Genomic DNA, 9,178 nt, shown 5'->3' on the forward strand with positions numbered 1-9,178 from the left:
TTATGTCTTAGTCGTCAATGAAGATATCTTCGTTTCTTAATATCTTTCTCGGGTTGTCACAGAAAAGCTTTACGGCATAATCTGTGCCAAATTTGTCCTCAACATCGTTGAAGGCATATTCCAAAAACGGTGTTCTGTGAAGTGCGCCGTGGGCGTCGCTGCCGATGAATGAATACAGTCCGTCCGCCAGCATATCCATACAAATTCTGTACACCATTCTGCCGAACTTTCCTCTTATGCTGTCCTTATTGCCCTGCATAAGATAGCCCTTGTCTGCCCATTTGTAGAGTATCGCAGGTCTCTGCGCCACGAAATCGTATCTTTCGGGGTGTGCGATAACAGGCGTATAGCCGCAGTCGGCAACATCTTCGAGGATATAATTCACTATCCTTGGGTCTGCGCCGAAATTGAACTCGATAAGCATATATCTTGAACCGGCCAGCGGCACAAGTCTGCGGTTTTTCAAGTCCTCGGCTGTGTTGTCGTTGCCGTAAACTTCCATTCCAAGATACACATTAAGAGGTATGCCCTCTGACTTTACCGCCGCCTTGAATGTCTCAAAACGCTCGTAAAGCTCCTCGCCTGCATAATTCTCAAACATTCCCGGAATAGAATGAGGGGTGCATATGACATCAGATACCCCGCTTTCAACGGATAATGCCGCCATTTCCAATGAATTTTCCAGCGAATAAGAACCGTCGTCCACCTCGTTAAGCATATGGCAATGAATATCCACCATATTCGTCATCATTTTACACCACTCCTTCTGTCAATTTGTTTTTGCTGTGTCTTGTGTTTAAGTCTTAAATTATACTGAGGCTTTTTTATTATAATTGTGATAGCTTCCGTAATTGCCGTAACCGTAGCCGTCGTGCATTTTGAGCTTTGCGTCAGAGCCGTTGAGCACGAAGCCGATAAGCTCGGACTTGGACTGCTCGATACTTTCGATAGCGTAGATAACGTTGTTCATATTGCCGTAATTCTGTCTTACAACGAAGATAGCTGAGTCTGCATATTCAGAAAGCAGGATAGAGTCGCCCATTACGTCTGTCGGCGGCGAGTCGATAATAACATAATCTGCAATAGCTTTTGCCTTTTTGATGATATCCGCCATTGCCTGGGAGCTGATAGCTTCCGAAGGATTGCCGATAGGCTTGTTGCAGGAAACGAAGAACACGTTGGTCTTTGGATACTGGATAATTGCGTCCTCGAGCCTTGCATCACCCCTTAGCACGTCGTCAAGGCCTGCCTTTCTTGCCTTTGCGCCTGAACGTGCGATAATGGACGGATTTCTCAGGTCGCCGTCGATAACGATGACCTTTTTATTGTTCTGTGAAAGGGAGATAGCTGTGTTGATAGTAACAGTCGTCTTGCCCTCGCCAGGGAACGTTGAAGTGATAAGCAGCGATGAGCAGCCGTTCTTTCGGAAAAATCTCTCCGTTCTCGTTCTTACGAACTGGAAAGCTTCCTTGAAGTCGTCGGAAACGCTTCTGTTTCTGACAGTAACGTATGTATCTTTCTGTGACTTCTTGACCTCGACCTGTGGTATCGCACCGATACACTCGCAGTTTACATACTTCTGGAGGGTCTCGGAATCGGACACGAGGTTGAGATTAAGGCTGAGGATAAAGGCGATACCAAGGCCGATAACAAGTCCGCCAAGTCCGCCGAAGATGAAATACTTTTTCATCGTGCCGGCGTTTACAGGCTTGTCGATCTTGTCAACATCGTCAAGGAGCGATACCTTTACGTCGCCGTATATTTTCTGTGAAACCTTTGGAAATTCGCTGATAACTTCATCTATCACCGAACGGACTTTTTCCTTGCTGTCCGCTGTTACTGTAACTGTAACAAGGTTCGTGTTGTTAAGAGCTTCCGCCGTGATAACTGCGCTGCGATACTCTTTTCCAAGGGTCTCCACTATCCTGTCCTTGAGGGTGGAGCTTGTGATTATATACGTCTCAGCTATCGGGAGCTGATCGTCGAGTGACGAATAGAAGCCGTAATAATTGTCGCCGCTTCTTGCGGAAGCAACTGTGAATGAAGCGTTCGCCGAATACTGCGGTGTATAGAAAAGCTTGCCAAGCACAAAGCCTGCCGCAAAGCCCACCACCGTCAGCAAAATGACCAGCCAGCTTATTTTCTTGAGGGCGATCATCATATTGGTAAACATCTGACTGAGTTCTATCTCGTCATCTGCTGTCTCTGCTTCTGAGGTATATCCGTTTACATTAACTGCATTTGCCAATTTGTGCTCCCCCTTCCCTATTCGCCTTTATTCGATGACGTTCTGTCATACTTATCGTAGCCGTACTTGCCGTAGCCGTATCCGTAACCATAGCCTGATCCCTTATGATAGCCCGATTTGCTGTAACTGCCGCTGCTCTTTGCGTTCTCTGTATCTGCATTATAAACGCAGCCGAGGAGATTACAGCTGTTTGAGCTGAGCATATCAATGATACCGTTGATCTGATCTGCCTTTGCAGTATCCTGCTTAACGACCAGAACTGCGTTCTCAACAAGGCCTGCAAGTATTTCGGCGTCGGCTGAAACTGAGCTTGCGGAAGAGTCAATGATAACGAAATCGAACTGACCCTTAGCATAATCGAGGAACGTTTTGATATTTGACGAAGAGATTATTGCGGAAGCGCTTGAAACGCTCTTCTTTTGGAGCATAAGCCAAAGTGGGAGCTTGCCTTTCTTTCTGAGGGTCTCCACCAGCGACTTTTTGCCTCTGAGAAAATCTGTGAAATCAGGCTCTTTCTCATTTGCGCCGAAAAGTCTGAACATTTCAGGCTTTCTGAGGTCCATATCCACCAGCAGCACCTTATGATCGTGCATTGCAAGCGAGAGCGCAAGGTTTGCGGCGATAGAAGTTTTACCTTCCTGCGGCGCAACGCTGGTAACGAAAAGGCACATACACTCGCCGTGCTTTTTCATACGCTCGATCTTATTGCCGGCCTTCTTGATATTCTCTATATAATAGAAGCCTGCGTGCTTGTCTGTGATAAGAAGCTCGCCCTTTTCCTTGTCCTTTGCGTTTTTGCCCTTGACGGAAACGTCCGGAACAGAGGACAGAAGGCTTACGCCAAGCTTGTCTCTGATCTCCTCAGACTTTCTGATAGTATCTCTCTGAGCGGAAACAAATCCAACGCCAAGGCAAGCGACAGCGAAACCGGCGATGAACATAAGCAGATCCATTTTAAAGAAGTTTACAGCGCCGCTGTCCACCTCTGCCATTCTCGGCTCTTCAAGAAGAGTGAGAACTGCGTTCTCGTTTATGTAATCTGAAACGCTCAGACAGTTTTCCTGTATAGCGCAAGCCACCTTGAAAGCGTTTGCAGGTGTCGATGCTGTAACGGTAACGATGATGACGTTTGTGTCCTTTGCATAATCGCCTGTTTCATCTTGAAGTATCTCCGCTGTGATATCAGCAGGAAGCTCTCCGTCATAGCCCATATTTGTAACGATAGTGTTTTTCAGCGTGCTGCTTTCGATAAGCTCCTTGAACACGTTAACGAGCTTGTTCTGGAAAGTAACATTTGAAGCCGAAGCCGAATCGCTGGAAGTTACAACATAAGAAAGCTTTGTCTCATAAGTCGGCTTATGGAACGCTTTAAGAAGTATATGACCGCTAAGCATTACCACAAGTGCCGCAAGTATTATGAATACTATATTTTTCATCACGTCATTAAAGACGCTGCGCAAATCAATAACCTTTTCTTCCACTTTTATTCTCCCGTTTTTACTCCACTACAACTATTAATCTTGAAATGACCGACAGATCATCGGGGTTTGTATACGAATATGAAACGTAATAACAGCCCTCTTCCTTCATATTCACCTCGGAATCGTCGATATCTACCATATCCTTATACTTGTCTGCACTGCTCTGCGCCGAGCTGTTTGCACGGTTCTTGATAGATTCGATATACTCTTTCCACTTTGGCTTTTTATCGCCCTTTTTGAGGTAAACGATATAATCTGTAAGGTTTATAACAGGTGCGCTGCTGTTCTGATAAGCCGATTCGATGAACAACGGCAGATCAAGAGTTGCATTATCCCCTGCTGAGTTATAAACGGAGACCGTTGCGGTGTATTTTCCGCCCTGACCCAAAACGATATCGTCGTCGGTCAGCTTTACGAAAGCGGAGATATCCCCGTCAAAAACATCTTCCGCCTTGATGATATCGGCAAGGTTGATGTTTGAATCGCTGGAATAGAATGTGGTGCTCTTCGTGAGAGAAAATCTCGGAGAATGATAATCAGTATAGCTTACCTTTCTCTCTTTTTTTGTCACATTGTATGACTTGTCGTTGGCGGCGTAGGTTATCGTCCTGTAACCGTCCTTGTCAAAGTCGGAAATGTTCTCGACGATGAGCGAGTCTGAAACGTTGCCGTCTTTGTCGTCCTGCGCTGATACCCCCTTGAGCAGAGCGCTGTCCCCGTCCTTGACGCTGACTTCGATGGTGTCTGACTCAAATGTGATAACAGGTCCTTTTTCGTCCTGTGCTGCATTCTGTACGGCAGCGACTACTGCAAGCAATATTATCGCCACGGCCAATATACAGCAGATACCTTTGTTCACTTTTAACACAGCAAATACTCCTTAACAAATAATTTTTTGTCCCATATAATTATAATTCACAAGTATATTTATTATAACACATATATTTACAGATTTCAATGGTAATCTCACATTTATTACGAAAATCGACAAAGAAAAATTTATGCAACTTAACCAACCGATACCACGCTACATACATTTTATTACAAATAACGTTTTTGATGTCCTGTTTGCGCAGTTTTCGGCGAATTTCAAAAAGCTGTATCATCGTCCTATATATTATAATAGTATACTCTAAATCTGTTTGTACAGGTTTAACAAAATATTCATACAAGGTTTAGTGAAAAATGCTATAATAAAAAAGTTGAAATATAAAAATGTAAAATTATAAATTAATAAGGTGGAAAATAAAAATGGGTGAAGTTAAAGAAAACAAAATGGGCACCCAGCCCATAGGCAGGCTGCTTTTTACAATGTCCCTGCCGATAATGATATCAATGCTTGTGCAGGCGCTTTACAACATTGTTGACAGCATTTTCGTTGCGAAAATAAGCGAGGACGCTTTGACGGCGGTGTCACTTGCCTTCCCGATACAAAATCTTATGATAGCTCTTGGCGCAGGAACAGGTGTTGGAATAAACGCCCTGCTTTCAAAATCTTTGGGCGAAAAGAACTTCAAGCAGGCCAACAGCGCCGCAAACAACGGCATTTTCCTTTGCCTTGTGAACTTTGCCATATTCGTCATATTCGGACTGTTCTTCACAAATCTGTTCTATCATTCGCAGACGGACAGCGCTATCATAATCAAATACGGCGACCAATATCTTACGGTCATCAGTTTGCTCAGTATCGGGCTTTTCTGTCAGATGACAATGGAAAAGCTTTTACAGGCAACAGGCAAGACAATTTACTCGATGTACACACAAGGTATCGGTGCGGTGATAAACATTATCCTTGACCCTTGCTTTATTTTCGGACTTGGCTTCTTCCCCAAGTGGGGCGTGACAGGTGCGGCAGTCGCCACTTGTATCGGACAGTTCACAGCCGCAGGCTTCGGACTTTTCTTCAATATGAAGTTCAACAAAGAGATCACCATAAGCCCGAGAGCATACAGACCAAAGCTCAGCATTATAAAGAAAATTTACGCCGTTGGTCTGCCGTCGATCATAATGCAGTCTATCTCGTCGGTTATGACCTATGGTATGAACCGTATTCTTATCGGCTTTTCAAACACGGCGGCGGCTGTTTTCGGCGTATATTTCAAGCTCCAGAGCTTTGTATTTATGCCTATTTTCGGTCTTAACAACGGTCTTATCCCTATCATCGCATACAACTACGGCGCACGCAAGAAAAAGCGTATCACGGGGGCTATCAAATACGCAATGATATACTCCGTTTCAATTATGATCGTGGGTACTATTATAATGCAGCTTTTCCCTGAGGCGCTGCTAAAGCTTTTCAACGCCAGCGACGATCTGCTTGCTATCGGCGTTGTTGCGCTGAGGATAATCAGCACACACTTCTTCTTTGCAGGCTTTGATATCATCATAATTTCATCGCTGCAAGCCCTTGGAAAGGGTATTTCTTCAATGTTCATCTCTTTCACACGACAGCTTATCGTTCTGCTGCCTGTGGCGTATCTGCTTTCATTGACAGGCAACCTTGACGCTATTTGGTGGGCGTTCCCTATCGCTGAGATAGCTTCCATAATCCTTTCGCTGTTCTTCCTCCGCCACGCATATAAAAAAGAGATCGCACCAATGGCGGACTGATCGACAGTTTATCCAAACAAGTTTTTATGATAGAATATCACATTTTTAGGAGGTAATTTATGAGACTTATTTTCATTCGTCACGGCGACCCCGACTATGTAAATGACACTCTCACGGAAAAAGGCAAGCGTGAAGCGGCTTTGCTTGCGCAGAGAGTTAAAAACTGGGACGTTTCAAAGTTTTATGTTTCACCTCTCGGCAGGGCTCAGCTCACCGCCGAATATTCCCTCAAAGCTCGCGACGACAGCGCCGAAACGCTGCCCTGGCTGAGAGAGTTCAACGGCCTTATCCCAACAGAGGACGGCGGCCACACTATCCCTTGGGATATGTACCCAACCGACTGGGCAGATCAGGAGATCTACTACGACCGCAACCGCTGGTTCAAATCAGATTTTATGCAGAAAGGCAACGTCGAGGAGCAGCTGAAATGGGTGCAAAACAGCCTTGACGAGCTGCTGGCGGAGCACGGATACATACACGAAAACGGAATGTTCACCATCAAAAAGCACAGCGATGAGACCCTTGTGTTCTTCTGCCATTTCGGCGTTTCGATGGTTATGATCGGCCATTTGCTGGGCATTTCGACGATGAATATGTGGCACGGCTTCAATATGCAGCCAACTTCCGTGACGGTGCTTGGCTGCGAGGAGCGGCAGGGCGATGTAGGCTTTTTCCGCTGCCACGTTATGGGCTGCACAAAGCACCTTTCTATGGGCGGCGAGCCTATTTCAAATGCGGGTTATTTCACGGACGTTTTTCAGAAATAAGGGCGTTTGAGGTTTTCACAACTGTGTTTAATGATCGCAGCGAATTTTGACGAAACGGGCGAACGATGTCCGCCCCTACACTTTAATCACGCCAAACATATATATTTCGACGAGCAGGCGGACAGATTTTTTCTGTCCGTTTTTTTGTACCATTTTGCAATATCACAATTGTGCGGAAAATCTGCTGCGCAGTTCGGCGGCGGTTATGGGCAGGCCGAACTCTCGGACGGTCTCGCTCCACTCGGGAGGACGCTTTCGGTGGCTGTCAAAATAGCGGCTTTGCGCTATCTCAAGATACAGCGACGGCAGGCTGTTGGCGATATCCTCGGCTTCACGGAGGCGGAGCTGTATCTCGGCGAGCTCGACCCACAACTGAGGCAAGGTCTTGCCACGGTGGCAAAAGGGCGTTTCACGGTCATCGGGCAGCCGCGCGATAAGCTTTGTCATATGTGCGATCTGCCCTTTAAGGCGCTCTTCCATATGCCGACATTTGCGATACTGGGTGAGCTTTCGCAGCTTTGCGGTATTGTTTCCCTTGGGCGGCTGGGCGAAATTATAGCGGCTTGGTTCGGGCTGGGCGGCAATGATATTACTTATATCTTCCATTATTGTTTTGGATTCTGCAAGGTTTGTTAGCATAAAATTTGTCAAATTTCTCTCTCCTTTTCAAAATTTTAAAATTGTACAGACTTTTGGACTAATGGTGTGTTATAATATAAATAGGACAAAATTAATACAGAATTATGTATCTGAGGATAACAAAATTCTGTTTTATCCGAAAGTACGCCGCTGAGATCAGCATTTGTATCAGGTTGCTTGCAAAATAAAGATAAGGCGGCAAAGCTTTATTTACAAGCATTTGAGCGTTTTTAACCTAAACAAAAATAATTTCAGCGTTTGCGCTTTCGGCTATTGACAATTACAGAAATATGTATTATACTTATATCAGTCCCGATAACATAATACAGAGTTCTGTACTCATCTTGATTACAAGTATAATACAGAACATTGTCATTGTCAAGCGATTTTGTTCTAATTTATACAGATTTCTGTATATTTGTAAATACTCACAAATGGAGGCAGATTATTATGCCAGAAATGTACAAAAGGATCGAAAAATTATGCAAGGACAACGGAATGTCCGTTTCAAAGATGTGCAGGGAGCTTTCGATCACGAGGAGCTGTCTTTCAGAGCTGAGCACAGGCAGGACTGAGCGGCTTTCGACGGTGAATGCGGCAAAGATCGCCGACTTTTTTGGCGTGAGCGTGCAATATCTCACCGACGGAACGGAGAAAAACCTTGACGATGAGCTGAAATTTGCGCTTTTCAACGGCTCAGAGGGTGTGACGGACGAAATGTTTGAGGAGGTTCGTCAATTTGCCGAAATGGTCAAGCTGAGGGAGGAAGCAAAGCGCAGGAACGGGGGTCAATAATGAAAAATTTGCAGGAATTGTACAAAATTTGCAGCAAAGAGAACATCAGCGTGGACTTTATAAGCTGCCCTGCCTGCGGTTCGGTATCGCTTTTCGGCGCAAACGGCTGCCACATCGGCATTGACAGCGATATGCCGCCGAGGCAGCTCAAAGAGCGAATGGCGCACGAGATCGGGCATTGCGTGAAGGGTGCGTTTTACAATCGCTACGCTTCCCTTGATCTGATCTCGAGGCACGAATATCGTGCGGACAAGTGGGCGATCGAGGAGCTTATCCCCAAAGACGAACTTGCGGCGCAGATCGCAAAAAATCTCGACAGCATTTATTTGCTCGCCCAGCATTTTGACGTCAGCGAGGATTTTATGGTGAAGGCGTGCAGGTATTACGGATTTTATCACGACGCTGGTTGACACAAAGTTCACAGAATATTTACATATTAATGCAAACAGGCGGAACACCTACCCAAAGTGTTCCGCCTGTTTTTCGACATTTTGCAGTAATTAAATGAGATTATATTGATTATTATGTTATATTATAGTATTAAATGGTGCAATTGACATCAAAATTCGACAAAGTTTCACTTAATGTATGTTGAGCGTAAAATTCTCCCACAAAACCTGTAAAAAGCTATAAATTTA

General features: G+C 45.1%; 9 protein-coding genes. 4 read left to right on the forward strand and 5 right to left on the reverse strand.

Translation table 11 applies throughout. The features are described 5' to 3' along the window. Positions 1 to 7: 7 nt before the first annotated feature. From QZ371_RS11000 to QZ371_RS11015, 4 genes are read right to left on the reverse strand one after another with little or no spacing between them, the layout of a single operon-like run. Complete coding sequence (locus tag QZ371_RS11000) at positions 8 to 751, reverse strand: CpsB/CapC family capsule biosynthesis tyrosine phosphatase (RefSeq protein WP_295213138.1); 744 nt, start codon at positions 749 to 751, stop codon at positions 8 to 10. Positions 752 to 808: 57 nt separating this feature from the next. After that, entirely contained in the window at positions 809 to 2,248 is a 1,440-nt protein-coding gene (locus QZ371_RS11005) for a polysaccharide biosynthesis tyrosine autokinase (protein ID WP_295213139.1), read from the reverse strand. A 17-nt stretch (positions 2,249 to 2,265) separates the two neighbouring features. Continuing rightward, complete coding sequence (locus tag QZ371_RS11010; RefSeq protein ID WP_295213140.1) at positions 2,266 to 3,729, reverse strand: polysaccharide biosynthesis tyrosine autokinase; 1,464 nt, start codon at positions 3,727 to 3,729, stop codon at positions 2,266 to 2,268. Positions 3,730 to 3,745: 16 nt separating this feature from the next. Next, positions 3,746 to 4,597 carry a hypothetical protein gene (locus QZ371_RS11015; protein ID WP_295213142.1) on the reverse strand — a complete coding sequence of 284 codons (852 nt, stop codon included), beginning with the start codon at positions 4,595 to 4,597 and terminating at the stop codon, positions 3,746 to 3,748. Between the two features lie 383 nt (positions 4,598 to 4,980). Between QZ371_RS11015 and QZ371_RS11020 the strand changes: the two genes are divergently transcribed. Then, positions 4,981 to 6,339 (forward strand): MATE family efflux transporter, encoded by a 1,359-nt coding sequence (locus tag QZ371_RS11020; RefSeq protein ID WP_295213144.1) that lies wholly within the window; start codon positions 4,981 to 4,983, stop codon positions 6,337 to 6,339. 59 nt (positions 6,340 to 6,398) lie between these two features. Further along, positions 6,399 to 7,106, forward strand: coding sequence for a histidine phosphatase family protein (locus QZ371_RS11025; RefSeq protein ID WP_295213145.1), 708 nt, complete (start codon positions 6,399 to 6,401; stop codon positions 7,104 to 7,106). Between the two features lie 162 nt (positions 7,107 to 7,268). Here the strand turns inward: QZ371_RS11025 and QZ371_RS11030 are convergent, their stop codons facing one another. Then, positions 7,269 to 7,757 carry a hypothetical protein gene (locus tag QZ371_RS11030; protein ID WP_295213146.1) on the reverse strand — a complete coding sequence of 163 codons (489 nt, stop codon included), beginning with the start codon at positions 7,755 to 7,757 and terminating at the stop codon, positions 7,269 to 7,271. Positions 7,758 to 8,195: 438 nt separating this feature from the next. Between QZ371_RS11030 and QZ371_RS11035 the strand changes: the two genes are divergently transcribed. Together QZ371_RS11035 and QZ371_RS11040 are read left to right on the forward strand one after the other, a co-directional pair. Further along, complete coding sequence (locus QZ371_RS11035) at positions 8,196 to 8,540, forward strand: helix-turn-helix transcriptional regulator (RefSeq protein ID WP_295213147.1); 345 nt, start codon at positions 8,196 to 8,198, stop codon at positions 8,538 to 8,540. Next, positions 8,540 to 8,950, forward strand: coding sequence for an ImmA/IrrE family metallo-endopeptidase (locus QZ371_RS11040; RefSeq protein ID WP_295213148.1), 411 nt, complete (start codon positions 8,540 to 8,542; stop codon positions 8,948 to 8,950). The genes QZ371_RS11035 and QZ371_RS11040 overlap by 1 nt, the downstream gene beginning before the upstream one ends. Positions 8,951 to 9,178 lie beyond the last annotated feature (228 nt).

Source organism: Ruminococcus sp., from assembly GCF_019423705.1.
GTDB lineage: Bacteria > Bacillota > Clostridia > Oscillospirales > Ruminococcaceae > Hominimerdicola.

Bases quoted from the DNA above. Each gene is read 5' to 3' on its own strand.
- QZ371_RS11000 (WP_295213138.1), bottom strand. From the start codon at position 751: ATGATGACGAATATGGTGGATATTCATTGCCATATGCTTAACGAGGTG.
- QZ371_RS11020 (WP_295213144.1), top strand. From the start codon at position 4,981: ATGGGTGAAGTTAAAGAAAACAAAATGGGCACCCAGCCCATAGGCAGG.
- QZ371_RS11025 (WP_295213145.1), top strand. From the start codon at position 6,399: ATGAGACTTATTTTCATTCGTCACGGCGACCCCGACTATGTAAATGAC.
- QZ371_RS11035 (WP_295213147.1), top strand. From the start codon at position 8,196: ATGCCAGAAATGTACAAAAGGATCGAAAAATTATGCAAGGACAACGGA.
- QZ371_RS11040 (WP_295213148.1), top strand. From the start codon at position 8,540: ATGAAAAATTTGCAGGAATTGTACAAAATTTGCAGCAAAGAGAACATC.